The organism is Limimaricola sp. G21655-S1 (genome assembly GCF_027213785.1).
Taxonomy (GTDB): Bacteria; Pseudomonadota; Alphaproteobacteria; order Rhodobacterales; family Rhodobacteraceae; genus Limimaricola.
The window spans coordinates 1-23027 of the sequence record NZ_JAPWGO010000002.1 but is presented as its reverse complement, the minus strand read 5'-3'; the positions used below and the strand labels follow the sequence as shown (position 1 = coordinate 23027).

Sequence of the window (23027 nt, the reverse complement as noted above, 5' to 3'; positions counted from 1 at the left end):
AGACATGTTTTAGGGAGGATACCCATGCGCAACGCAATTCTGGCCGCCGTCGCCCTGACGGCCGGCTTCAGCACGACCGCGATCGCCGAGCAGCACGGCATGACCGTGGGCGTCAGCTGGTCCAACTTCCAGGAAGAGCGCTGGAAGACCGACGAGGCCGCGATCAAGTCCGCGCTCGAAGCCGCAGGCGCCGAATACGTCTCGGCCGATGCGCAGTCCTCCTCCTCGAAGCAGCTCTCCGACGTCGAGAGCCTGATCGCGCAGGGCGTCGACGCGCTGATCATCCTCGCGCAGGACACCCAGGCGATCGGCCCGGCCGTGGACGCCGCCTTCAACGAAGGCATCCCGGTCATCGCCTATGACCGGCTGATCGAGGACGATCGCGCCTTCTACCTGACCTTCGACAACGTCGAGGTGGGCCGGATGCAGGCCCGCGCCGTGCTCGAGGCCGCGCCCGAGGGCAACTACGTGATGATCAAGGGCTCGCCCACCGATCCCAATGCCGACTTCCTGCGCGGCGGCCAGCAGGAGGTGCTGCAGGAGGCGATCGACAGCGGCGCCATCACCATCGTCGGCGAGGCCTATACCGACGGCTGGCTGCCCGCCAATGCGCAGCGCAACATGGAGCAGATCCTGACCGCGCAGGACAACCAGGTCGACGCCGTGGTCGCATCGAATGACGGCACCGCTGGCGGCGCCGTGGCCGCGCTCACCGCGCAGGGCATGGACGGCATCCCGGTCTCGGGTCAGGACGCCGACCACGCCGCGCTCAACCGCGTCGCGCAGGGCACGCAGACCGTCTCGGTCTGGAAGGACAGCCGCGAGCTGGGCCGCGAGGCCGGCGAGATCGCGATCGAGCTGGCCGGTGGCGCCGAGATGAGCGCGATCGAGGGTGCCGAGGAGTGGACCTCGCCCGCGGGCACCACGCTCTGGGCCAAGTTCCTCGATCCGGTTCCGGTGACCATCGAGAACCTCGACGTGGTGGTCGATGCCGGCTGGATCGATCAGGAAACCCTGTGCCAGGGCGTGACCGGCGACGTTCCCGCCTGCGCCGAGTGATACGCGCCGCCCCGGCCCGGTGATCCGGGCCGGGGCGTGACGCCCCCATGACCGCGCGCGCTCCCCCGCGCCGCGCCTCTCCGTCCAGGAGCCCCCACATGTCCGATACCGATACCGTCCCCAACGCCGCCCCCTCGGGGCAGCGGCCCGCGGACAAGGCGCCCGCGCGCTCCTTCCTGAACCAGCTGGAACTCGACCTGCGCCTGCTGGGCATGGTCGGGGCCTTCATCATCGTCTGCGTCGTGTTCAACGTGCTGACCGACGGCCGCTTCCTGACCCCGCGCAACATCTTCAACCTGTCGATCCAGACCGTCTCGGTGGCGATCATGGCGACCGGCATGGTGTTCATCATCGTCACCCGCCACATCGACCTCTCGGTCGGCGCGCTGCTGGCCACGGCATCCGCCGTCATGGCGATGATGCAGACCCGCTGGCTGCCCGATATGATGGGCCTGCCGCTGGGTCACGCGGCGCTGCCATGGCTGTCGATCCTCGCCGGCCTGATCACCGGCGCGGTGATCGGCGCGTTCCAGGGCTGGCTCGTCGGTTACCTCACCATTCCCGCCTTCATCGTGACGCTGGGCGGGTTGCTGATCTGGCGCAATGTCGGCTGGTACATCACCTCCGGCCAGACCATCGGCCCGCTCGACGAGACCTTCCAGGCCTTCGGCGGCATCAACGGCACGCTGGGCGCGCAATGGAGCTGGATCGCCGGCCTTCTCGCCGCCGTCGTCGCGGTGCTGGCGCTGTGGTCGGCGCGGCGCAACAAGATCGGTCACGGCTTCCGGGTCAAGCCGATCTGGGCCGAGGCGGTGGTCATGGCCATCATCGTCGGCGCGATCCTCGGCTTCGTCGCCATCCTCAACGCCTACGAGATCCCGAGCCGGGTGCTGGCCCGCGACTTCGCCGCGCGCGGCGCGGAGATGCCCGAGGGCTTCACCGCCTCCTACGGCATTCCCTACTCGGTGCTGCTGCTGATCGCGGTGGCGGTGGTGATGACGGTGATCGCTCGCAAGACGCGGCTCGGCCGCTACATCTTCGCCACCGGCGGCAATCCGGACGCGGCGGAGCTGTCGGGCATCAACACCCGGCTGCTCACGGTCAAGGTCTTCGCGATCATGGGCACGCTCGTCGCCATCTCGGCCGTGGTCGCCTCGGCGCGCCTGACCAACCATTCCAACGATATCGGCACGCTCGACGAGCTACGCGTCATCGCCGCGGCGGTGATCGGCGGCACGGCGCTGTCGGGCGGCATCGGCACGATATACGGCGCCATTCTCGGCGCGCTGATCATGCAGTCGCTGCAATCGGGCATGGCCATGGTCGGCGTCGACGCGCCCTTGCAGAACATGGTCGTCGGCACCGTGCTGGTCGCCGCCGTGCTGATCGACATCATCTATCGCCGCCGCGTCGGAGGGAAGTGACATGGACAAGCAATCCGATCCCCGCGCCTCTGGGGCACCCGATCCGCGCGCCTCTGGCGCAACCCCCCTCGTCGAACTGAAGGACATCCGCATCGCCTTTGGCGGCGTGCAGGCGGTCGATGGGGTGTCGCTCGATCTCTACCCGGGCGAGGTGGTGGGGCTTCTGGGTCATAACGGCGCCGGCAAGTCGACGCTGATCAAGATCCTCTCGGGCGCCTACAAGGCGGATTCGGGCGAGATCTGGATCAACGGCGAGAAGGCCTCGATTCACAGCCCTCGCGACGCACGGCGCTACAATATCGAGACGATCTACCAGACGCTGGCGCTGGCCGACAATCTCGACGCCGCCTCGAACCTGTTCCTGGGGCGCGAGATCGTCACTAGGATGGGCTTCGTCGACGATGCCAAGCAGGAGGCCGAGACGCGCAAGATCATGGCGCGGCTCAACCCCAATTTCCGCAAGCTTTCGGAGCCGGTTTCGGCGCTGTCGGGTGGCCAGAGACAGTCGGTGGCGATCGCCCGCGCGGTGTATTTCAACGCCAGGATCCTGATCATGGACGAGCCGACCGCGGCGCTCGGCGTGCACGAGACGGCGATGGTCGCGGACCTGATCAAGGAGTTGAAGGCGCAGGGGCTGGGCATCTTCCTGATCAGCCACGACACCCGCGAGATGATGGAGCTGTGCGACCGGGTCTCGGTGATGAAGAACGGCCAGCTGGTCGGCACCGAGCGGGTCGAGGACGTGACCGAGGACGATATCCTGTCGATGATCATCATGGGCAAGAATCCCAAGCGCGACGCCGCCTGAAGCCGGGCGGGACGCTGCAATGTTCCGGCCGTCCCGCGAGGGGCGGCCGGTTTTCCGTCTCTGCCCCTGAGATGGACCTCTGCATATCGGACCTCGCGCGTGCTGCGTGGTTTGCGCCACGCTCGCTCCCGAACGGCTTGCCGTCGCGGCAGCGGCCGCTAGGGTCTGGCCAGCCGGGCGCGTCGCCCGAGGGAGCGGCAGATGCAGACCGAACAGTTTCGAGAGATCGTGGAGGAAGCGCGCAGCGCTCCTTCCGCTCTCAACACGCAGCCCGCACGCTGGCGCCGCAAGGGCGACACGATCCTGATCGGTTGCGACCCCGCCGCGACGCTGCCCGTCTCCGACCCGCATGGCATTGCCGCCGGCCTCGCCTGCGGCGCGGCGGCGGAGGCCACGATCCTCGCGCTCTCGGCGCGGCGCATGGGGGCGGGCTTTACCGACCTCTGGGGCCGGGACGACCGGGAGACGATGCCGGGGCTGCGGCTGGCGGCGCGGATCACGCTCGAGGCGCAGACCGACCCGGACCCGCTGGGGCGGCAGCTGCCGCTGCGCTTCAGCGATCGGGGGCCCTACGAGCCGGGCCCGGTGGATCTCTATGGCTGGACCCGCCGCGATGCGATCCTCGTCACCGACGCGGGACGTCGCGACTGGCTGGCCGATCTGCATGACCGGGCGGCGATGGCGCATCTGCGCGACGGCGCGGCGCGGCGCGAGCTGCTGTCGTGGCTGCGGCTGAGCCCGCGCCACCCGCGCAAGCGCCATGACGGGCTCGACCGGGCGACGCTGCGGCTGAGCCCGCGCGCCGCGGCCGAGGCACGGCTGGTGCTGGGCCCGTTGTGGCGCCCGGCGGACATGCTCGGACTGACCGACCGGCTGGTGGGCGAGACCATGCAGATCCGCAGCAGCGCGGTGATCGCGCTGTTCCATCGGCCCGTCGCCGACAGTCCGGTGACCGCGGGCCGCGCCTATCTGCGATTGCTGCTCGAAGCCTCGAAGCTGGGCCTCGCGGGCTGGCCGATGGGGGTGCTGACCTCGCGCCACGACGCGCGGGAGGAGGTGGCGCGGCATGTCGGAATCGATCCGGAGCGGCGGCTGATGCAGGTGATCCGTTTCGGCCCGCCCGGGACGCATCCCGATCAGCGGGCACGGCGGCCTCTGGAGGAGCTGATCGTCTGATCGCTCAGACGTGGTGCAGATCGGCCCAGATCGGCAGGTGATCCGAGGCCGCGGGGGCGGGCTGTTCGTGCCAAACGCCGCTTTCGGCGATCACCAGCCCCGGGCCGGTCGCGATCCGGTCGAGCGCGGCCACGGGGCGCCGAGCGTGAAAGCTGCGTCCCGGCGCGTGTATCTCGAAGTGCCGCGCCAGCCGGCCCAGCCCGACCCGCTCCGACCACTCGTTCATGTCGCCCGCCAGCACCGTCGGGCGTTCGGGCATCCGGTCCAGCTCGTCCATGATATGGGTGAGCTGCAACCGACGCGAGCCGCGCAGCAACCCCAGATGCAGCCCGCCTACCCGCAGAGGCCCCGCCGGCGTGTCGAGATCGGCGGCGATCGCGCCGCGCGGCTCGAAGCCCGGAAGCACCATCCGGTGCAGGTCCCGCACCGCGATGCCCTCGCGCACCAGCATCGCGTTGCCGTGCCATCCGAGGCTCTTGGCCGATTGCCCGAAATCCACGACATGCAGGCCGCCGAGCTGCGAGAGCTCGGTCAGCGGGATCGCGGTGGGCCGTGCCCCAAGCCGCAGATCGGCCTCCTGCAGCACCACGATATCGGCCTCCATCGCCGCGATGACGTTGCAGATCCGGGCCGGGTTGCGGCGCCGGTCGGTGCCCAGCGCCTTGCGGATGTTGTAGCTCACCAGCCTGAGACGGCCGGGACGGAGATGGGGCTGGGTCATGGCATCCTCACAGCATCGGCGCGCCGAGGCGGAACACCCCCTCGGCCAGCCTGCGCCCGAGGCCGGGGCGGCGCACGCCCTCGCGGCACAGCGCCGTCTCGGCCGCGAACCAGTCGGCCAGGAGCGCGACCGATCCCCCATCATAGACGAAGACCGCCACTTCGAAATTGAGCAACATCGAGCGCACGTCGAAATTGGCCGAACCGGCCCAGGCTGCGTCGTCGATCACGCCCGCCTTGGCATGGGTCATCTGCCGTGGCAGCTGCAGCACCCGGCCGCCGGCCTCGTCGAGGCTCCGCAGATAGGCGCCGCGCGCGAAATCGGCGATCCGCTGGTTCGAGCGGGCAGGGACCATGACGCGCACGTCTACGCCACGTCGCGCCGCGGTGCACAGCGCCGCGTTGAGCGGCTCGGTCGGCAGGTAGTAGGGCGTGGCGATCCAGATCCGGCGGGTGGCGGCGTGGATCATCTGCACCAGAACGTCGTGCAGCGGGTCGAGATGGGTATCGGGCCCCGACGGGACGACCTGCACCACCGCATCGCCGGGCCGTTCCTCGACATGCAGTTCCGGCAGCGCGTCAGGGTTGTCTTCGACGACTCCCCAATCGGCGCGAAACAGGTCCCACAGCACCTCGACCGAGGGCCCCTGAAGCGTGAAGGACAGGTCGCGCCACAGCTCGGGGTCGCGCGGTCCGCGACCGGTCTGCAGCGGTGTCCCCATGTATTCGCAGCCGACATTGCGACCGCCGGTCCAGGCGCGGGCACGGTCGGCGATGATCATCTTGCGGTGGTTGCGCAGGTTCATGTGGCCCTTCAGCGGCCAGTTCAGGAAGGGCTGGTGCCAGCGCAGTTCGCCCCCCGCCGCCTCGAAGCGCGCCAGCGCCGCGCGCGGGCACCAGAAGCCGCCCAGCCGGTCGATGATCAGCCGCACCTGCACGCCATCCTCGACCTTGGCGGTGAGCCGGTCGACGAAATCGCGGCCGATCTCGTCGTCGTGGATCAGGTAGAAGGTGATGTCGAGCTCGTGCCGGGCGCTCGCCACGAGATCCCGCATCGCCTCGCGCGCATGGGCCGCGTCGCGATGCAGCTCGATCTTGTTGCCGGCGCTGGCGGGCGGCACGCCATAGGCGCGGAACGCCTCCGAGGGGCCGCCGGCGGGGTCTGGCCGGTCGCGGCCGGCGGAGGAGGAGAACCGGATGAAGGGGTGGCGGGTCCGGGTCTTGCGAAACCCCAGCGCGAAGAACAGCGGGATCGCGGCCCAGGGCAGCAGGATGATCGCGAGAATCCAAGCCGCCGCCGATTGCGGGGTGCGGCGCTGCTGCAGCAGCATCACCGTGGCGAGCAGCGCGAGGCCGATCCCGAGCAATGTGAAGAGGAACGTGTCGTAGGTGAACAAGCGCCCGGAATCCTTATGCTCCATCAAGATGTGGGGGAAACGCCGCCCTTGCGCAACGGGGTTCCGCGCCGTCGGACATCGATGCACAGATCATGCGCGAAAGCGACAGTTGGACCGGGCGGGCCGGGCCGCTAGCTCAGTCTCGTCAGGAGCGGGAGAACACCATGGAGCTTGGCCTCTACACCTTCGGCGACGTCGGCACGGACCCGGTCACCGGTGCCCGGGTCGACCCGGCGCTCAGGCTGTCGCAGCTGGTCGAGGAGATCGCGCTTGCCGACGAGGTCGGGCTCGACGTGTTCGGACTGGGCGAGCATCACCGCCCGGATTACGCGGTGTCGGCCCCGGCGGTGGTGCTGGCGGCGGCGGCCGGGCGCACCCGGCGGATCAGGCTGAGCAGCGCCGTCACCGTGCTGTCCTCGGACGATCCGATCCGGGTGTTCCAGCAATTCGCGACGCTCGACAATCTCAGTGGCGGCCGGGCCGAGATCATCGCCGGGCGCGGCTCCTTCATCGAGAGCTTTCCGCTCTTCGGCCACGACCTCGAGGATTACGAGGACCTGTTCGAGGAGAAGCTGCAGCTCCTGATGGCGTTGAACGAGGGAGAGGTGATCCGCTGGCCCGGCAGCACCCATACCCACGCGATTCCCGGGCGCGGCGTCTATCCGCGGCCCGTGCAGGAACAGCTGCCGATCTGGCGCGCCGTGGGCGGCTCGCCGCAATCGGTGGCCCGCGCCGGTGCGCTGGGCCTGCCGATGGCGCTTGCGATCATCGGTGGCGAGCCGGCGCGGTTCGCGCCCCTGTTCGACCTCTACCGCAAGAGCGCCGCGCAGGCGGGGCAGGAGCCCAGCGCGTTGAAGACCTCCCTCAACGTGCATGGCTTCGTGGCCGAGACCAGCCAGCAGGCCGCCGACATCATCTATCCGGCGCAGGCCGAGGTGATGAATCGGATCGGCCGGGAGCGGGGCTGGGGTCCCACGAGCCGCGCCCAGTTCGACGCGGCACGCGGCCCGGGGGGCGCGCAGTTCGTCGGCAGCCCCGCCGAGATGGTCGACAAGATCCTCGCCACGCATGAGATCTTCGGATTCGACAGGCTGCTGATCCAGATGGCGATCGGGGTCTATGACCACGCGCAGCTGATGAAGGCGATCGAGCTCTTCGGCACCCGCGTCGCGCCCGAACTGCGCCGCGCCACGGCCTGATGCGGATCGGCGTCATCTCGGACACGCACGGGCTCCTGCGGCCCGAGGCTCTCGGGGCGCTGGCCGGGGTGGACCACATCCTGCATGGCGGGGATATCGGCCGCGAGGACATCGTGACGGCGCTGGAGGAGATCGCGCCGGTTACGGCGATCCGGGGCAATATCGATACCGCGCCGTGGTGCCGGCGATTTCCCGAAACCCGCGATATCGAGCTGGACGGGCTGCGGCTCCACATGCGGCATGACCGCAAGACGCTCGATTTCGATCCCGCCGCGCGGGGCTTCGACGTGGTGATCAGCGGCCATTCGCACAAGCCGCTGATCGAGAGACGGGGCGGCGTACTCTACCTCAACCCCGGTGCCGCCGGACCAAGGCGATTCAAGCTGCCGATCACGCTGGCCATTCTGGAGCCGGGGCCGGATGGGCCCATCGCCGAGCTGGTGCCGCTTCTCGATTGAGGCGCGTTGCCGCGCTGCGGCGTATGCAACGGGTTGCCAGAACGGTACTGCTCTCGTAGGTTTCGTTTAGCAGAATACAATTCTACTATGCGAAATTCAGGGAGGAGACTGAAATGACGCGATTTCTGAAGGCGGCCCTCGCTTCGACGATTCTCGCCGGTGCCACGCTCGGCTCCGTCGCCCATGCCGAAACCACGCTTTTCTTCGGCGAGGCCGGTCCCAATCGCGGTGCTCGCGCCGAGGCGCTGAACTGGTTCGTGGAGGACGTGAAGACCCGCACCGATGGCGAGTTGAACTTCGACGTGCAGTGGGGCGGCGCCCTGTTCAAGGCCGATGCCGCGGCCCAGGCCGTGGCCGATGGCGTGGCCGATGCGGGCACCATCATCGGTGTCTACTTCCCGCAGGAAATGCTGGCCTACGGCATCGCCGACCTGCCGGTGCAGAACCCCGATCCTTGGGTCGGCATGAAGGCCACCGACGAGCTGATGCGTAACTCCGAGGCAATCCAGGCGAACCTCGCCGATCAGAACCTCGTATATCTGGGCACCTACACCACCTCGGCCGTGCATATCGGCTGCAAGGGCACGGCGATCCGCACGGTCGAGGACATCGACGGGCTCAAGGTCCGCGGCGTCGGCGCCTATGGCAAGACCTTCGCCGATTTCGGCGCCAACCTCGTCAACATGTCGATCTACGACGCCTATCAGGGCCTCGATTCGGGCCTGCTCGACTGCAGCCAGGGCTATTCCTACGCGGTCGGCGCGCTGAACCAGCAAGAGGTCATGGACAGCTACACCATGCTCAACTGGGGCCAGGTCGGTGCGCTGGGCATCTTCATGAACAAGGACGCCTATGACGCGCTCCCCGAGGATCAGCAGCAGGCGCTGATGGAGGCGGGCAAGGGGCTCTCCGACGAGTTCGGCCGCCTCGTGAACGCCGACAACGACGCCGCCATCGAGAAGATGAAGGAAGCGGGCGTCGAGATCATCGAACTGCCCGAGGCCGAGCGCGCCAAGCTCGTGGAAAAGGGCAACACCTATCTCGAGGAGTGGGCCGCGCAGGCCGATGCCGCCGGTCTCGACGGTGCGGCGCTGCTCGAGGAGTACCGCAGTCTGATCGCCAAGTATCAGGCCGAGGTCGACGAGAAGGGTTACCCCTGGGAGCGTGGCTGAACCACGCCCCATGGGAGCTTCGGGCGGCGCGCCTCACCCGCGTCGCCCGTCTTTCACCTGACCATATCCGCTGATGACCGCCGGGGCCCGGCCCCGGCGCCAAGGGAGTGCGCATGCTGAGCCGTATCGAAAGCTTCCTGCTCAACCTCGCCGCCGCGGCGGTGATCGGGCTTGGGCTGCTGATTACCACCAGCGTGGTGCTGCGCGCGACGCTGAACTCGGGCATCCCCGACACGATCAACATGGTGCGCGAACTGATGGTCGCCGCCATCGTGCTGCCGCTCGCGGCCACGGCGGCGGCGCGCGGCAACATCGTGGTCGAGGTGCTCTCCGAGCGGCTGCCGCCGCGCACGCAGGATTGGCTGGTGGTGCTGGGCTCGCTGGTCGGCCTGCTGGCGCTGGCGCCGCTGATCTGGGCCGGCTGGAACGAGGCGGTGCACACGCTGAAATCGGGAAGCTACTTCTTCGGCCAGCTGTCCTTGCCGAAATGGCCGGGCCGCGTGATCTTCCTGTTCGGCGTCTCGTTCTGCTGGCTGCGCCTCGCGATCCAGATGATGGGCGACATCCGCACGATCCGCTCGGGCGGCCGGGTGCTCGTCGATCCTTCCAAGCACTCTCCCCACGAAGAGGTCTGAGACCATGGACGGCACTCTCATCGGTCTCGTGGCCTTCGGCGCGGTCCTGTTCCTCTTGGCGCTGCGCGTGCCGATCGCCTTCGCGCTCGCGGCGATCGCCACCATCGGCACCTTCGTGATCTTCGCTTTCCGCACCGGTGCCTTCGCGCCGGAGCGGGCGATCCGGCCGACCACCTCGCTGGTCTTTTCCAACAGCTTCGATCTCATCCACAGCTACGACCTGTCGATGATCCCGCTCTTCGTGGCGCTGGGCCACATCGCCTACCGCGCCGATATCACCACCAAGATATACCATGCCGCCCGGGTCTGGCTGGCACGGGTGCCCGGCGGCGTCGCCATGGCCTCGGTCGTGGGCTGCGGCGGCTTTTCGGCGATTACCGGATCCTCGATCGCCTGCGCCTCGACCATGGGCCGCATCTGCACCCCCGAGATGCTCTCGGTGGGCTATGACAAGCGCCTCGCCACGGCGAGCGTCGCCGCCGGCGGCACGCTGGGCTCGCTCATTCCGCCATCGGTGCTGTTCATCATCTACGGCATCTTCACCGAGACCTCGATCAGCCAACTGTTCCTCGCCGGTATCCTGCCGGGCATCGTGTCGCTGCTGGGCTTCCTGCTGGTGATCTTCATCTGGGTAAAGCGCGACCCGGCCTCGGCGCCCGCCTATACCGGCACGATTTCAATGGCCGATCGCGGTCGCGCCGCGCTCGAGGCCTGGCCCGCCGTGCTGCTGTTCGTGATCATCGTCGGCGGCATCTATGGCGGCATCTTCACCGCCACCGAAGCGGCGGCGGTCTGCGTCTCGGCGGCGGTGCTGATCGGGCTGGTGCAGCGCAAGCTGACGCTGCGCGCGATCTGGGAGAGCTTGCGCGAGACCTGCATCCAGACCACCTCGATCTTCCTGATCGCGGCGGGGGCCAAGATCTTCGTGGCCTTCATCGCGCTCACCGGCGTCGCGCCCGACATCGTCGAGGCGGTGACCGCGGCCGAGCTGTCGCCGATCCTGCTGATGGCGGCGATCGCGCTGATCTACCTCGCGCTGGGCATGTTCCTCGATCCGATCGGCATCATGGTGCTGACGCTGCCGCTGATGATCCCGCTGATCGAGACCTACGGCTTCGACCTGATCTGGTTCGGCGTCGTCGTCATCAAGCTCCTGGAGATCGGCCTGATCACGCCGCCCGTGGGCCTCAACGTCTTCGTCATCGCGGGCGTGGTCGGGCGCGACGTGCCGATCGACCGCATCTTCGCTGGCATCGCGCGGTTTTTGTCGGTGGACGTTCTGGTGCTGATCCTGATCATGGCGGTGCCGGCGCTGTCGCTGGTCATCCCCTATTCGATGTGAGGCGCCTATGAAGATCACCGACGAAAGCCAGGACCGCCGTTTCGCCACCACGCTGGCGCGGGGCTTGTCGGTGCTGCGCGCCTTTCGTCCCTCGGATGACGGGCTGGGCAATGCCGAGATCTCCGAGCGGACCGGCCTGCCGAAATCGACCGTCTCGCGGCTGACCTTCACGCTGCAGTCGCTGGGCTATCTCACCCATGCGCGGCGCCACGACCGCTACCGTCCCGGACCGGCGCTGCTGGCACTGGGCAACGTGGCGAGCGCGTCCATTTCCTTCGTCGAGCTGTCGGGGCCGATCATGCAGCGCGTGGCCGACGAGACCGGCACGCTGGCGCTCCTGTCGGTGCGCGATCGGGGCCGGGTGCTGATCACCAAGACCTGGCGGCCGCAGAACGTCTCGTCGATCTGGCTCGAGGTCGGGCACCGGCTGCCCTTCAAGGGATCGAGCTCGGGCCACGCGATGCTGGCCGCCCTGTCGGAGGAAGGCTTCGTCGAGGCCGTCGCCGATGCCGAGGGGCATCGCGGCCTCGACGAGGAGACGGCGCGCGAGGCCCGGCGCGAGGCCTATACGCAGCTCGTCACCGAGGGCTTCGTGATCGCGAACCCGGCGGTCTATTTCGCCTCCAACATCCACGCCGTCTCGGTGCCGTTCCAGTCGCGCGACCTGAGCGAGCCGGTGGTCTTCACCTGCGGCGCCATGCCCAAGGATCTGAGCATGGATCGGATGAGGGGCGAGGTCGGGCCGAAGCTGCAGGCCGGGGTGCGCGAGCTCGAGCGGATCATGGGGCAGGGGCCGTTCCTGACCCGGCACGAGATCTGAATGCCGTATCAGTTCCGCATTGCGGAATTAAGATTTGCATGTTGAAATAGATTGGCGCGGCCGATAGGTTGAGGCCGGAGAGGGAGGACCAGATGGCAGGTACAGTGCATTTCGAGAGCCGGGGCCGGGTCGCGGTCATCACGGTGGATCATGCGCCGGTGAACGCCTTGGGCCGCGACGTGCGGGCCGGGCTGGTGCAGGCGATCGAGCGGTTCGAGGCCGATGCCGCCGAAATCGCGGTGATCCACGGGGCCGGGCGGCTTTTCATCGGTGGCGCCGACATCTCCGAATTCGGCAAGCCGCCGCAGGAGCCGTCGCTGCCCGAGGTGGTGAACCGGATCGAGGCCTGCACCAAGCCGGTCGTCGCCGCGATCCACGGCGCGGCCTTGGGTGGCGGTCTGGAGATCGCGCTCGGCGCGCATTACCGCGTCGCCGTCCCGGGCGCGCAGCTGGGCCTGCCGGAGACGAAGCTCGGCGTGATCCCCGGCGCCGGCGGCACCCAGCGCGCGCCGCGCCTCGTCGGCGCCGAGGCCGCGATCGAGATGGCCACCACCGGCACCCCGGTTTCGGCCCGGAAGGCCGTCGAGCTGGGGCTGGTGGATCGTCTCGGCGAGGGCGAGGCGCTCGAGGCCGGTCTCGCCTATGCCGAGGAACTGCTGCAGCAGGGCGCAGGCCCGCGCCCGGTCCGCGACATGGCCGCGCCCGCGCATGACGCCGCGATGTTCGAGGCCCGCCGCGCAGCGCTGCAAAAGAAGCTGCGTGGCGAGGTCGCCCCGCTGGCCGCGCTCGACGCGATCGAGGCGGCGACCAAGCTGGGCTTCGACGAGGGCCTCGCCGAGGAACGCCGTCAGTTCATGAAGATGATGGAGACGCCGCAGCGCGCGGGGCTGATCCACGCCTTCTTCATCGAGCGCAAGGTCGCCAAGCTGCCCGAAATCGAAGGCGTCACCCCCCGCGATGTCTCTGCCATCGGCGTGATCGGCGGCGGCACCATGGGGGCCGGCATCGCCACCGCGGCGCTATTGCGCGGCCTGACCGTCACGCTGGTCGAGCGCGACGACGAGGCCGCAGCCTGCGCCCGTGCCACCATCGAGAAGAACCTTTCCGCCGCCGTGAAGCGCGGCAAGCTCAAGGAAGACAAGCGCGACGCGATCCTTTCGGGCGCGCTCTCCTGCGTCACCGGCTACGACGCGCTGGGGCAGGCCGACGTGATCATCGAGGCCGTGTTCGAGAGCATGGACGTCAAGAAGGCGGTCTTCACCGAGCTGGACCGGGTCGCGAAGCCCGGCGCGGTGCTGGCCACCAACACCTCCTATCTCGACATCGACGAGATCGCGCAGGCGACCAAGCGTCCGGAGGACGTGATCGGGCTGCACTTCTTCTCGCCCGCCCATGTGATGAAGCTTCTGGAGGTCGTCGTCGCCCGCGAGACCGCGCCCGAGGTCACCGCCACCGCCTTCGCGCTCGGCAAGAAGCTGGGCAAGGTCTCGGTTCGTGCCGGCGTCTGCGACGGCTTCATCGGCAACCGCATCCTGTCGCACTACCGCACCGCCGCCGATCACATGATCCTCGACGGTGCCAGCCCCTACCAGATCGACCGCGCGCTGCGCGATTTCGGCTTCCCGATGGGGCCCTATCAGGTCGGCGATCTCGCGGGGCTCGACATCGGCTACATGACGCGGCAGCGGAAAGCCGACCAGCGCCACGAGCGCGACCGCTACCCGGGCTGGGCCGACACGCTCTACGAGATGGGGCGTCTGGGCCAGAAGACCGGTCGCGGCTACTATATCTACGACGAGGAGAGCCCGCGCGGTCGCCCTGACCCGGAGGTCGAGGAGATCATCGCCGCCGAGCGCGAGAAGCAGGGCGTCGCGCCCCGCGACTTCACCGACGAGGAGATCGTCGCGCGCTACATGGCCGCCATGGTCAACGAGAGCGCCCGCGTGGTCGAGGAGGGCATCGCGCAGCGCCCGCTCGATGTCGATGTGACGCTGCTCTACGGCTACGGCTTCCCGCGCCATCGCGGTGGCCCGATGCACTATGCCGACACGGAAGGCCCTGCCACGATCCGCGACCGGATCAGGCAATACGCCGCCGAGGACGATCACTTCTGGCAGGTGGCGCCGCTGCTCGACCGCCTCGCCGACGAGAATTCCACATTCGCCAGCCTGAACGGCTGAGAGGGAGAGACGACATGACCGACGCCGTCATCGTATCCACCGCCCGCACCCCGATCGGCAAGGCCGCCCGCGGTGCGTTCAACATCACCCATGGCGCCGACATGGCCGGCCATGCCGCCCGCCACGCGGTCGAGCGCGCCGGTATCGATCCGGCGCTGATCGAGGACGCGATCTTCGGCTGCGGCTATCCGGAATACGTCACCGGCGGCAACATCGCCCGTCAGGCGGTGATCCGTGCCGGAATGCCGGTTTCGATCGCAGCGACCACCGTGAATCGCTTCTGCGCCTCCGGCCTGCAGGCGATTGCCATGGGTGGGCACATGATCAGCCAGGAGGGCGCGAAGGCGATCCTCGTCGGCGGCGTCGAGAGCATCTCGATGGTGCAGCCGCCCGTGCGCCATTCGCGCAACGCCTGGATCGAGGAGCACAAGCCCGAGCTCTACCACGCGATGATCGAGACCGCCGACACCGTGGCCAAGCGCTACGGCATCTCGCGCGAGGCGCAGGACGAGCTGGCGCTGTCGAGCCAGCAGCGCACGGCGAAGGCGCAGCAGGACGGACGCTACGACGCCGAGATCGCGCCGATGGAGGTGACCAAGGCGGTCAAGGACAAGGAGACCGGCGAGGTTTCCCACGTCACCGAGACCATCTCGATGGACGAGTGCAACCGTCCCTCGACCAACCTCGAAGGCCTGCAAAAGCTCCAGCCGGTCCGCGGCGAAGGCAACTTCATCACCGCCGGCAACGCCAGCCAGCTCTCCGACGGCGCCGCCGCGCTCGTCATGATGGACCGCAAGGAGGCCGAGCGTCTCGGCCTCGACATCCTCGGCGCCTTCCGCGGCTTCGCGGTGGCGGGCTGCGAGCCCGACGAGATGGGCATCGGCCCGGTCTTCGCCGTGCCGCGTCTCCTGGAGCGTCAGGGCCTCACCGTCGACGACATCGACCTGTGGGAGCTGAACGAGGCCTTCGCCTCCCAGGCGCTCTACTGCCGCGACACGCTGGGCATCGACAACGACAAGCTCAACGTCTCGGGCGGCTCGATCTCGATCGGCCATCCCTTCGGCATGACCGGCGCGCGGATGACCGGCCACCTGATGATCGAGGGCCGCCGGCGCGGCGCCAAGCTCGGCGTCGTGACCATGTGCATCGGCGGCGGGCAGGGTGCCGCCGGCCTGTTCGAGATCTACTGAGAAGGGGGCCGCAATGGACCTGAGCTTCACCGAAGAGCAGAAGGCCTTCCGCGCCGAGGTGCGCCGCTTTCTGGACGAGAAACTGCCCAAGCGGCTGTCGGACAAGGGCCGTCTCGGCCAGCGGCTGACCAAGGAGGATTACGAGGAATGGCACGCCATCCTCAACGAGAAGGGCTGGCTCGCGGGCAACTGGCCCAAGGAACATGGCGGCGCCGGCTGGAACGCGGTCGAGCGGCATATCTTCGAGGAAGAGACCACCGCCGCCCATGCGCCGCGCATCGTGCCCTTCGGCCTCGCGATGCTCGGCCCGGTGCTGCAGAAGTTCGGCTCCAGGGAACAGCAGGATTACTGGCTGCCGCGCATCCTCGACGGCTCCGACTGGTGGTGTCAGGGCTATTCCGAGCCGGGCGCAGGCTCGGACCTCGCCTCGGTCAAGACCACTGCAGAACGCGACGGCGACCATTACGTGGTGAACGGGCAGAAGACCTGGACCACGCTGGGCCAGTACGCGAACATGATCTTCTGCCTCGTGCGCACCTCCAAGGAAGGCAAGCCGCAGGAGGGGATCTCTTTCCTGCTGGTCGACATGAACGACCCCGGCGTTACCGTGCGCCCGATCGTGCTGCTCGACGGCGAGCCGGAGGTGAACGAGGTCTTCTTCGACAACGTCCGCGTGCCGGTGGAGAACCTCGTCGGCGAGGAGAACAAGGGCTGGACCTACGCCAAGTACCTGCTGACGCATGAGCGCACCAACATCGCCGGTGTCGGATTTGCCAATGCCGGTCTGGCCAATCTCAAGCGGATCGCGAAGTTGGAACAGAGCCAGGGTCGCCCGCTGATCGAGGACCCGCTGTTTGCCGCGAAGATCGCCGAGGTCGAGATCGCGCTGATGGCGATGGCCACGACCAATCTGCGGGTGGTCTCGGCCGCAGCCGCCGGTCAGGCGCCGGGCGCGGAAAGCTCGATGCTCAAGGTCAAGGGCACGGTGATCCGGCAGGAGATCAACGCGCTGACCAAGCAGGCCGTCGGCCCCTGGGCCATGCCTTTCGTCTCCGAGGCGCTGGATGCGGGTTCGAACGAGGGGCCGGTCGGCCCGGACTACGCGATGGCCGCGACGCCGCATTACCTGAACAACCGCAAGCTCTCGATCTATGGCGGGTCGAACGAGGTGCAGAAGACGATCATCGCCAAGGCGATCCTGGAACTCTGAGGAGCGGGCCATGAACTTCCAACTGACCGAAGAGCGGCAGATGCTGCAGGACGGGCTGCGCCGCTATCTCGGCGACGCCGTCACCCCCGCCGCGCTCGCAGCGGCCGAGGCCACCGGATCCTCGCCCGAGATCTGGGCCGGGCTGTCCGAGATGGGCGTCGCGGGCGCCTTGTTCACCGAAGATCAGGGCGGCTTCGGCGGCATGGGCTTCGACCTGATGACCGTGTTCGAGGAGCTGGGCCGCTCTGGCGCCACCGAGCCGATGCTCGAGCTGCTGCTCGCGGGCGGGCTGGTGGCCGAGCTGGGCACGGAGGCGCAGAAGGGCCTGATCGAGCAGGCGGTCGAGGGCAGCGTCCAGCTCGCCTTCGCGCATGGCGAGCCGGCCAGCCGCTTCGACGTCGAACGGGTCGAGACCCGGGCCGAGCGTTCGGACGAGGGCTGGAGCCTCACGGGCCGCAAATCCGTGGTCGCGAACGGCGCGCAGGCCGATCACATCGTCATCTCGGCGCGGACCTCCGGCGAGGCGCGCGACCGCGACGGCATCAGCCTGTTCCTGCTGCCCAAGGGCACGGCGGGCGTCGAAACCCGCGACTACCCGCTGAGCCATGGCGGCCACGCGGCCGAGATAACGCTCGACGGCGTGTCCCTGCCCGAGAGCGCGCTTCTGGGGGCCGAGGGCGCGGCGATCGAGGCGATCGAGACCGCGCAGGCCCGCGCCACCGCCGCGCTTTGCGCCGATGCGCTTGGGGCGATGGAGACGGCACGTGGTCTCACCGGCGACTATCTCAAGACCCGCAAGCAGTTCGGCCAGCCGATCGGCAAGTTTCAGGCGCTGCAGCACCGCGCCGCCGACATGCTGATCGAGATCGAGCAGGCGCGCTCGGCGGTGATCAACCTGTGCGGCCATCTCGAGGCCGACCGCGACACCCGCGAGATCCATGTCTCCGCGACCAAGCATCTCGTTGGCAAGGTGGCGCGGCTGGTGGCAGAGGAGGCGATCCAGATGCATGGCGGCATCGGCATGACCGAGGAATACGATCTCGGCCGCTTCGCGCGCCGCCTGTCGATGCTCGATCAGCGCTTCGGCGACGCGACCTTCCATCTCGGGCGCTTCGTCCGGCTCCGGGCCGCCTGAGATGACCGGGGAGGGGATCATCAGGGGCGAGACCGGGGCGCAGCGGCTGCTGGGCTACACGCTCGACGTGGGACAGGGCGACGGACGGGCGCGCTGTCACCTGCGGGTGGGGCCGGAGCACACCAACAGGCACGGCATGCTGCATGGCGGCATCGTCGCGACGATCCTCGACAACGCGATGGGCGCCACCGGCAGCCTGACCCGCGACCCCGAGGGGCGGCACCCCTTCCTGACGATCTCGCTCAACACCCAGTACCTCGCCCCCGCCCGCGAGGGCGAGGCGCTCGTGGCGGTGGGCCGGATCACCGGCGGCGGCCGCAAGCTGTTGTTCATCGAGGGCGAGTTGCGGGCCGAGGACGACCGTCTCGTCGCCACCGCGACCGGCGTGTTCAAGCCGGTGTCGCAACCTGCAAAGGAGGGCGCGGCATGAGCATGGCGCGGATCGAGGATCTCGGCGACCGGCTGGTGGTGTGGAACCTCAACGCCGCCCGGCGCGGTGCGCTGACGCCGGATTACTACGCGGCGCTGCAGGAGGCGATCATGACGGCGGCCTATACGCCGCGCATCGCCTGCGTGGTCCTCGCCTCCGAGGGCGGCTTCTTCTGTGCCGGCGGCGATCTGGGTGTGCTGGCCACCCGCGCGGCGCAGACCGAGGCCGAGCGGCGCGGCAATATCGACCGGCTGCACGACCTGATCCGCGCCGTGATCGGTTGCCCCAAGCCGGTGATCGCCGCCGTCGAGGGGGGCGCCGCCGGGGCCGGGCTGTCGCTGGCGCTGGCCTGCGATTTCACCATCGCTGCCGAGAATGCCCGCTTCACCGCCGCCTATGTGAAGGCGGGGCTGGTGCCCGATGCCGGGCTCACGCATTTCCTCACAGCCCTGCTGCCGCGGGCGCTGGCACGGCGAATGGTGCTCTTGGGCGAGCCGATCGCGGCCGAGCGGCTGCACGGGCTCGGCGCGCTCTCCGAACTGGCCCCCGAGGGCGAGGTGTTCGAGCGCGCCATGGCGCTGGCCGACCGGCTGGCGCAGGGGCCGACCGTCGCGCAGGGCGAGATCAAGGCGCTGATGAACGGCGCCGCGACGGGCGATTTCTTTAGCCAGCTCGATGCCGAGCGCGACGCCATGGCCCGCGCCCAGGGAACGGCCGAGGCGGCCGAGGGCATCGGCGCCTTCCTCGAAAAGCGCAGCCCGGATTTCGCCAAGCTGAGGGAACGGACATGATCGATCCGGTCTTCGACACCGCCGTCACCCGTGCCTATGGCACGCGGCTGCCGATCGTGGCGGGCGGGCTGATGTGGCTGTCTGACGCGTCCTATGTCTCGGCCTGTGCGCGCGCGGGCATCGTCGGGTTCCTGACGGCGGCGAGCGTTCCCGAGCCCGACGCGCTGCGCGCCGAGATCCGGCGCACGCGCGAGATGTCGCAGGGCGGCGCCTTCGGGGTCAACGTCTCGATGCTGCCCAAGCTGGTGCCGGGCGAGCGCACGGAGGAGATCTTCGCGCTGATCGCCGAGGAGGGCGTGCGCTTCGTCGAGACCTCGGGACGCAACCCCGAGCCATGGCTGCCGATGCTGAAGGATGCCGGGATCACCGTGCTGCACAAGGTGCCGAGCGTGCGCTTCGCCGAGAAGGCGCAGGCGGTGGGCGTCGACATGGTGTCGATCGTCGGCGCCGAATGCGGCGGCCATCCGGGCCTCGACCTCGTTGGTTCCTTCGTCAACCTCGCGCTGGCCGAGCGGCGGCTGAAGATCCCGTTCCTGATCGGCGGCGGCGTCGGTCATGGCGGGCAGATCGTGGCCGCGCTGGCGGGCGGCGCTGCGGGCGTCGTGGTCGGCACGCGCTTTCTCGTCGCCGAGGAGATCGGCGCGCATCCCGATTACAAGCGGGCGCTGTCGGGCGCGCGCGAGACCGACACGATGCTCACCATGTCGAGCGTGCGCAACACGATCCGCACGCTGAGGAACGAGACCTCGGAGACGGTGGCGCGGTTGGAGGCGGAGAACCCGGAGATCGGGATCGAGGCGCTGCTGCCGCATGTCGCGGGGAAGATCGGGCGTCGGGCCTACGAGACCGGCGACGTGTCACGCGGCATGCTCTCGGCCGGTCAGTCGCTGGGGCTCACCGGGGAGATCGCGCCGCTGGCGGAGATCGTCGGCGGGCTCGAAGAGGAGGCGCTGGCGGCGCTGGCGCGGCTGCGCCCCGCGCCAGCACGCGACAGGATGCAGGAGGGGATGATCGCATGACGAGTGCCGAGATGGCCCAGAGCCCCGAGGCTGGGACGAGGACGTGCCGGGTGCACGAGCTGATCGCCCGGCAGGCGGCCGAACGCGGCGACGCGCCGGGGCTGATCGACAGCGATGGACGCGTGCTCAGCCACGCCGAATACCACGCCGCCATCGAGGAGATGGCCGGGCTGCTGCGCGACCGCGCCGTGGGGCCGGGCGACCGGGTGCTGGTCGTCGCCGAGAACTGCGCCGCCGCGGCGCTGGCGATCTTCGCGGCCTCGCGTCTCGACGCCATCGCGGTGCCGGTCAACGCCCGCATGACCGGCCCAGAGCTGGAGCGCATCACCGAACATGCCGCGCCGCGCGCGATCCTCTACACCTCGCATGTCTCGCCCGAGGCGCGCGCCCATGCGCAGGCGGCGGGCGCGGCTGAGGTCACTACCACGACCGGCAGCCTCGGCATCGCCGAGGGCCCCGCTGGGGCGCCGGAGCCGGGGCCCGAGGGCCCCGAACGGGTCGCCGTGATCCTCTACACCACCGGCACCACGGGCGACCCCAAGGGCGTGATGCTGACCCATGCCAACCTGCTTTTCGCCGGGGCCTCGAGCGCCGCGATGCGCGCCATGGTGCCCGGGGACCGGATCTACGGGGCCCTGCCGCTCACCCATGTGTTCGGTCTTGCCTCGATGCTGATGGCCGGCGCCTCCTGCGGCGCCTGCGTCCAGCTGGAGACCCGCTTCGCCCCCGACCGGCTGCTGGCCGCCCTGAAGGATGGCGCGACGGTGCTGCCGGCCGTGCCGCAAATGCACGCGCTGCTGATGAAGCACGTCGCTTCGCTCGGCCTCGACCGGCTGGAGGGCGCGAAGCTGCGCTACGTCTCCTCCGGTGCCGCGCCGCTCGACCCGGCATGGAAGCGCAAGGCCGAGGCCTTCTACGGGCTGCCGCTGCAGAACGGCTACGGCATGACCGAAAGCACGGCGGGCGTCTGCGGCACCCGCAACCCGATCGGCACGCCCGACGTCTCGGTCGGCCCGGCGCTGCCCGGCATCGAGATCCGCATCGATCCGGCGGCGAGCGACGCCGAGGGTGTGGGCGAGATCCACACGCGCGGGCCCCATGTGATGAAGGGCTACTACCGCAACCCCGAGGCCACGGCGCAGGTGATCGATGCCGAGGGCTGGCTCAGGACCGGCGATCTGGGCCGGATCGACACCGAGGGCCGCCTGCACGTGGTGGGCCGTTGCAAGGAGCTGATCATCCGCTCCGGCTTCAACGTCTACCCGCCCGAGGTCGAGGCGGCGCTGAACGATCACCCCGGCGTGGTGCAGGCCGCCGTCATCGGCCGCAGCCGGGGCGGCAACGAGGAGGTGCTGGCCTTCGTGCAGTGCACCGATCCGGCGCCCGAGCCGGCGACGCTGAAAGCCCATGTCTCGGAGCGGCTTTCGAGCTACAAGCGGCCATCGAAGATCCTGATCGTGGACCGGCTGCCCGCCGCGGCGACCGGCAAGATCCTGAAACACAAGCTGCTGGGCACCTTCGCGGATCGCCTGGCGGCACTCGACGCGGAGGAGAACTGACATGCCCAAGGACACACACGGCCACGGCCCCGAACTCGCTCAATTCGACTGGAGCGACCCGTTTCTGCTGGAGGCCCAGCTCGACGAAGACGAGCGGATGCTGCGCGACGCGGCGCGGGCCTTCGCTCAGGACAAGCTCGCCCCGCGCGTGACCGAGGCCTACCGCGAGGAGACGGCCGATCCCTCGATCTTCCGCGAGATGGGCGAGGCGGGCCTGCTCGGCGTCACCGTCGAGGAGGAGTATGGCGGTCTCGGCGCGTCCTATGTCACCTATGGCCTGATCGCCCGCGAGGTGGAGCGCGTGGACAGTGGCTACCGCTCGATGATGTCGGTGCAGTCGAGCCTCGTGATCTACCCGATCCACGCCTACGGCTCCGAAGAGCAGAAGAAGAAATACCTGCCCGGCCTGTGCTCTGGCGAGCTGATCGGCTGCTTCGGCCTGACCGAGCCCGATGCGGGCTCGGACCCTGCCGGCATGAAGACCGTGGCCAAGAAGACCGACACCGGCTACCGGCTGTCGGGCTCGAAGATGTGGATCTCGAACGCGCCGTTCGCGGATGTCTTCGTCGTCTGGGCCAAGTCCGAGGCGCATGAGGGCAAGATCCGCGGCTTCATCCTCGAAAAAGGCATGGCCGGCCTGTCCGCGCCGAAGATCGGCGGCAAGCTCTCCTTGCGCGCCTCGACCACCGGCGAGATCGTCATGGACGGCGTCGAGGTCGGCGAGGACGCGCTCTTGCCGAACGTGCAGGGCCTCAAGGGTCCCTTCGGCTGCCTCAACCGCGCGCGCTATGGCATCAGCTGGGGCGCGATGGGCGCGGCCGAGGCCTGCTGGCACGCGGCGCGGCAATACGGCCTCGACCGCAAGCAGTTCAACAAGCCGCTGGCCCAGACCCAGCTGTTCCAGAAGAAGCTCGCCGACATGCAGACCGAGATCGCGCTCGGCTTGCAGGGCAGCCTGCGGCTGGGCCGACTGATGGACGAGGGCCGCGCCTCGCCCGAGCTGGTCTCCCTGATGAAGCGCAACAATTGCGGCAAGGCGCTCGAGATCGCGCGCCATGCCCGCGACATGCATGGCGGCAACGGCATCTCCGACGAGTTCCCGGTGATGCGCCACATGATCAACCTGGAAACCGTGAACACCTATGAGGGCACGCATGACGTTCATGCGCTGATCCTTGGCCGCGCCCAGACCGGCCTGCAGGCGTTCTTCTGAGACAGGAGCAGATGATGAAGATCCTAGTCCCCGTGAAGCGGGTGATCGACTACAACGTGAAGGTCCGTGTGAAGTCGGACGGCACGGGGG

The 23027-nt window shown here is 68.9% G+C and carries 21 protein-coding genes and 1 pseudogene; 20 read left to right on the top strand and 2 right to left on the bottom strand.

Translation table 11 applies throughout. The annotated features are described in order from the left end of the window. Nucleotides 1–24 precede the first annotated feature (24 nt). The 4 genes from xylF to O4G76_RS02520 all read left to right on the top strand — a co-directional run bounded on the left by xylF (nucleotide 25) and on the right by O4G76_RS02520 (nucleotide 4467). Entirely contained in the window at nucleotides 25–1059 is a 1035-nt protein-coding gene (gene xylF / locus O4G76_RS02535) for a D-xylose ABC transporter substrate-binding protein (protein ID WP_269395845.1), read from the top strand. Nucleotides 1060–1157: 98 nt separating this feature from the next. After that, a complete protein-coding gene (locus O4G76_RS02530) occupies nucleotides 1158–2483 on the top strand; it encodes a sugar ABC transporter permease (RefSeq protein WP_269395844.1) in 1326 nt (441 codons plus the stop codon). 1 nt (nucleotide 2484) lies between these two features. Beyond that, nucleotides 2485–3291: an ATP-binding cassette domain-containing protein gene (locus O4G76_RS02525; RefSeq protein ID WP_269395843.1), complete on the top strand. Its 807-nt coding sequence runs from the start codon at nucleotides 2485–2487 to the stop codon at nucleotides 3289–3291. 201 nt (nucleotides 3292–3492) lie between these two features. Next, nucleotides 3493–4467, top strand: coding sequence for a hypothetical protein (locus tag O4G76_RS02520; RefSeq protein WP_269395842.1), 975 nt, complete (start codon nucleotides 3493–3495; stop codon nucleotides 4465–4467). A gap of 4 nt (nucleotides 4468–4471) precedes the next feature. On the opposite strand, the gene O4G76_RS02515 is transcribed toward O4G76_RS02520, so the two are convergent. Continuing rightward, nucleotides 4472–5188, bottom strand: a complete 717-nt coding sequence (locus O4G76_RS02515; protein ID WP_269395841.1) for an endonuclease/exonuclease/phosphatase family protein — start codon at nucleotides 5186–5188, stop codon at nucleotides 4472–4474. Nucleotides 5189–5195: 7 nt separating this feature from the next. After that, on the bottom strand, nucleotides 5196–6584 hold the full coding sequence (locus O4G76_RS02510) for a phospholipase D-like domain-containing protein (RefSeq protein WP_269395840.1): 1389 nt from the start codon (nucleotides 6582–6584) through the stop codon (nucleotides 5196–5198). Between the two features lie 164 nt (nucleotides 6585–6748). Here O4G76_RS02510 and O4G76_RS02505 point away from each other — a divergent pair, with 164 nt between their 5' ends. From O4G76_RS02505 to O4G76_RS02430, 16 genes and pseudogenes are all read left to right on the top strand, one after another. Beyond that, entirely contained in the window at nucleotides 6749–7783 is a 1035-nt protein-coding gene (locus O4G76_RS02505; RefSeq protein WP_269395839.1) for an LLM class flavin-dependent oxidoreductase, read from the top strand. Further along, nucleotides 7783–8241 carry a metallophosphoesterase family protein gene (locus O4G76_RS02500; RefSeq protein ID WP_269395838.1) on the top strand — a complete coding sequence of 153 codons (459 nt, stop codon included), beginning with the start codon at nucleotides 7783–7785 and terminating at the stop codon, nucleotides 8239–8241. The genes O4G76_RS02505 and O4G76_RS02500 overlap by 1 nt, the downstream gene beginning before the upstream one ends. A 113-nt stretch (nucleotides 8242–8354) precedes the next feature. Beyond that, nucleotides 8355–9413: a C4-dicarboxylate TRAP transporter substrate-binding protein gene (locus tag O4G76_RS02495; RefSeq protein ID WP_269395837.1), complete on the top strand. Its 1059-nt coding sequence runs from the start codon at nucleotides 8355–8357 to the stop codon at nucleotides 9411–9413. Nucleotides 9414–9526: 113 nt separating this feature from the next. Beyond that, a complete protein-coding gene (locus O4G76_RS02490) occupies nucleotides 9527–10048 on the top strand; it encodes a TRAP transporter small permease (protein ID WP_269395836.1) in 522 nt (173 codons plus the stop codon). A gap of 4 nt (nucleotides 10049–10052) precedes the next feature. Further along, nucleotides 10053–11390, top strand: a complete 1338-nt coding sequence (locus O4G76_RS02485) for a TRAP transporter large permease (RefSeq protein WP_269395835.1) — start codon at nucleotides 10053–10055, stop codon at nucleotides 11388–11390. Nucleotides 11391–11397: 7 nt separating this feature from the next. Next, entirely contained in the window at nucleotides 11398–12210 is an 813-nt protein-coding gene (locus O4G76_RS02480; RefSeq protein WP_269395834.1) for an IclR family transcriptional regulator, read from the top strand. Nucleotides 12211–12302: 92 nt separating this feature from the next. Continuing rightward, the gene (locus tag O4G76_RS02475; protein ID WP_269395833.1) at nucleotides 12303–14390 is read left to right on the top strand and encodes a 3-hydroxyacyl-CoA dehydrogenase NAD-binding domain-containing protein; all 2088 of its coding nucleotides are present in this window, start codon (nucleotides 12303–12305) and stop codon (nucleotides 14388–14390) included. A gap of 14 nt (nucleotides 14391–14404) precedes the next feature. Then, nucleotides 14405–15580 (top strand): acetyl-CoA C-acyltransferase, encoded by a 1176-nt coding sequence (locus tag O4G76_RS02470; protein ID WP_269395832.1) that lies wholly within the window; start codon nucleotides 14405–14407, stop codon nucleotides 15578–15580. A 13-nt stretch (nucleotides 15581–15593) separates the two neighbouring features. After that, nucleotides 15594–16790, top strand: coding sequence for an acyl-CoA dehydrogenase family protein (locus tag O4G76_RS02465; protein ID WP_269395831.1), 1197 nt, complete (start codon nucleotides 15594–15596; stop codon nucleotides 16788–16790). Between the two features lie 10 nt (nucleotides 16791–16800). Further along, entirely contained in the window at nucleotides 16801–17925 is a 1125-nt protein-coding gene (locus O4G76_RS02460) for an acyl-CoA dehydrogenase family protein (RefSeq protein ID WP_269395830.1), read from the top strand. A 1-nt stretch (nucleotide 17926) separates the two neighbouring features. Then, nucleotides 17927–18355 (top strand): PaaI family thioesterase, encoded by a 429-nt coding sequence (locus O4G76_RS02455; RefSeq protein ID WP_269395829.1) that lies wholly within the window; start codon nucleotides 17927–17929, stop codon nucleotides 18353–18355. Further along, nucleotides 18352–19146 (top strand): oxepin-CoA hydrolase, alternative type, encoded by a 795-nt coding sequence (locus tag O4G76_RS02450; protein WP_269395828.1) that lies wholly within the window; start codon nucleotides 18352–18354, stop codon nucleotides 19144–19146. Before O4G76_RS02455 ends, O4G76_RS02450 begins: the two co-directional genes overlap by 4 nt. Continuing rightward, nucleotides 19143–20165 carry a nitronate monooxygenase family protein gene (locus tag O4G76_RS02445; protein WP_269395827.1) on the top strand — a complete coding sequence of 341 codons (1023 nt, stop codon included), beginning with the start codon at nucleotides 19143–19145 and terminating at the stop codon, nucleotides 20163–20165. Before O4G76_RS02450 ends, O4G76_RS02445 begins: the two co-directional genes overlap by 4 nt. Continuing rightward, nucleotides 20162–21724 (top strand): class I adenylate-forming enzyme family protein, encoded by a 1563-nt coding sequence (locus tag O4G76_RS02440; RefSeq protein ID WP_269395826.1) that lies wholly within the window; start codon nucleotides 20162–20164, stop codon nucleotides 21722–21724. Before O4G76_RS02445 ends, O4G76_RS02440 begins: the two co-directional genes overlap by 4 nt. Nucleotide 21725: 1 nt before the next feature. Further along, complete coding sequence (locus O4G76_RS02435; protein WP_269395825.1) at nucleotides 21726–22937, top strand: acyl-CoA dehydrogenase; 1212 nt, start codon at nucleotides 21726–21728, stop codon at nucleotides 22935–22937. Between the two features lie 14 nt (nucleotides 22938–22951). Further along, a pseudogene (locus O4G76_RS02430) lies at nucleotides 22952–23027 on the top strand (electron transfer flavoprotein subunit beta/FixA family protein); the annotation flags it as partial.

Coding starts and splice junctions, on each gene's coding strand:
- xylF (WP_269395845.1), top strand. CDS start 25: ATGCGCAACGCAATTCTGGCCGCCGTCGCCCTGACGGCCGGCTTCAGC.
- O4G76_RS02530 (WP_269395844.1), top strand. CDS start 1,158: ATGTCCGATACCGATACCGTCCCCAACGCCGCCCCCTCGGGGCAGCGG.
- O4G76_RS02525 (WP_269395843.1), top strand. CDS start 2,485: ATGGACAAGCAATCCGATCCCCGCGCCTCTGGGGCACCCGATCCGCGC.
- O4G76_RS02520 (WP_269395842.1), top strand. CDS start 3,493: ATGCAGACCGAACAGTTTCGAGAGATCGTGGAGGAAGCGCGCAGCGCT.
- O4G76_RS02515 (WP_269395841.1), bottom strand. CDS start 5,188: ATGACCCAGCCCCATCTCCGTCCCGGCCGTCTCAGGCTGGTGAGCTAC.
- O4G76_RS02505 (WP_269395839.1), top strand. CDS start 6,749: ATGGAGCTTGGCCTCTACACCTTCGGCGACGTCGGCACGGACCCGGTC.
- O4G76_RS02500 (WP_269395838.1), top strand. CDS start 7,783: ATGCGGATCGGCGTCATCTCGGACACGCACGGGCTCCTGCGGCCCGAG.
- O4G76_RS02495 (WP_269395837.1), top strand. CDS start 8,355: ATGACGCGATTTCTGAAGGCGGCCCTCGCTTCGACGATTCTCGCCGGT.
- O4G76_RS02490 (WP_269395836.1), top strand. CDS start 9,527: ATGCTGAGCCGTATCGAAAGCTTCCTGCTCAACCTCGCCGCCGCGGCG.
- O4G76_RS02485 (WP_269395835.1), top strand. CDS start 10,053: ATGGACGGCACTCTCATCGGTCTCGTGGCCTTCGGCGCGGTCCTGTTC.
- O4G76_RS02480 (WP_269395834.1), top strand. CDS start 11,398: ATGAAGATCACCGACGAAAGCCAGGACCGCCGTTTCGCCACCACGCTG.
- O4G76_RS02475 (WP_269395833.1), top strand. CDS start 12,303: ATGGCAGGTACAGTGCATTTCGAGAGCCGGGGCCGGGTCGCGGTCATC.
- O4G76_RS02470 (WP_269395832.1), top strand. CDS start 14,405: ATGACCGACGCCGTCATCGTATCCACCGCCCGCACCCCGATCGGCAAG.
- O4G76_RS02465 (WP_269395831.1), top strand. CDS start 15,594: ATGGACCTGAGCTTCACCGAAGAGCAGAAGGCCTTCCGCGCCGAGGTG.
- O4G76_RS02460 (WP_269395830.1), top strand. CDS start 16,801: ATGAACTTCCAACTGACCGAAGAGCGGCAGATGCTGCAGGACGGGCTG.
- O4G76_RS02455 (WP_269395829.1), top strand. CDS start 17,927: ATGACCGGGGAGGGGATCATCAGGGGCGAGACCGGGGCGCAGCGGCTG.
- O4G76_RS02450 (WP_269395828.1), top strand. CDS start 18,352: ATGAGCATGGCGCGGATCGAGGATCTCGGCGACCGGCTGGTGGTGTGG.
- O4G76_RS02445 (WP_269395827.1), top strand. CDS start 19,143: ATGATCGATCCGGTCTTCGACACCGCCGTCACCCGTGCCTATGGCACG.
- O4G76_RS02440 (WP_269395826.1), top strand. CDS start 20,162: ATGACGAGTGCCGAGATGGCCCAGAGCCCCGAGGCTGGGACGAGGACG.
- O4G76_RS02435 (WP_269395825.1), top strand. CDS start 21,726: ATGCCCAAGGACACACACGGCCACGGCCCCGAACTCGCTCAATTCGAC.